Below are 979 nucleotides of genomic sequence, written 5' to 3' on the forward strand. Positions count from 1 at the left end.
ACTTACCCGGATGGTTCTAAGGACAACGTTGACGTCACCGTCACCGTTGAGCAGCCTGACGCTGAGGATCCGGATGCTCCTGCTGATAAGCCGGATTGGAAGGATGACAAGGGTAAGCCTGGCGACAAGGTTGAAATCCCGAACACTGGCGGTCCGGTTGAGGATGGCACCACGGTTGAGACCGATGGTCCGGGTAAGGCTGAGATCGATGAGGTCGGCAACATCGTTGTTGACATCGATAAGGACGCTAAGCCTGGTGACAAGATCACTGTCATTGTCAAGGACAAGGACGGCAACGAGATCGACCGCGTAGTCGTTGAGGTTCAGGATCCGGATGCTCCGGATTGGAAGGATGACAAGGGTAAGCCTGGCGACAAGGTTGAGATCCCGAACACCGGCGGTGATGTTCCGGGTGGCACCACGGTTGAGACCGAGGGTCCTGGTAAGGCTGAGATCGATGAGGACGGCAACCTGATTGTCGACATCGATAAGGATGCCAAGCCTGGTGACAAGATTGTTGTCATTGTCAAGGACAAGGACGGCAAGGAGATCGACCGCGTAGTCGTCGAGGTTGAGAAGAAGCCTAAGAGCCCGATTATTCCGGGACCGACCTGGCCGATTGACCCGAATAAGCCGGGTAAGGACGATCCGTCTGAGACTCCGGAGGTCATCAAGCCGACCATTGATCCGGCTAAGGACGGTGACAAGGAGATTACTGGTACCGCTAAGCCTGGTACCGATATCACCGTTACTGTCACGGACAAGGACGGTAAGAAGACCGAGAAGACTGTCAAGGTTGGCGATGACGGTAAGTGGAAGGTCGTTGTTGACAAGGAGCTGAAGACTGGCGACAAGATTGTTGCCAAGGATAAGGACGGCAACGAGGCTTCGCGTATCGTCACTGGCGATTCGAAGCCGGGTACGCCGGATGGTTCCGCGGATTGGACTGGTTCTTCCAACCTGTCTGAGCGTTGCATCA

The 979-nt window shown here is 55.3% G+C and carries 1 protein-coding gene; it reads left to right on the top strand.

Annotated elements, in window-relative coordinates; genetic code table 11:
- Positions 1-979, top strand: a 979-nt coding sequence (locus tag HMPREF2807_RS10965) for an Ig-like domain-containing protein (protein WP_232751671.1), incomplete at both ends; no start/stop codon positions are given.

The sequence above is a fragment of the Corynebacterium sp. HMSC074A09 genome (assembly GCF_001811545.1).
Classification (GTDB): Bacteria; Actinomycetota; Actinomycetes; order Mycobacteriales; family Mycobacteriaceae; genus Corynebacterium; species Corynebacterium hiratae.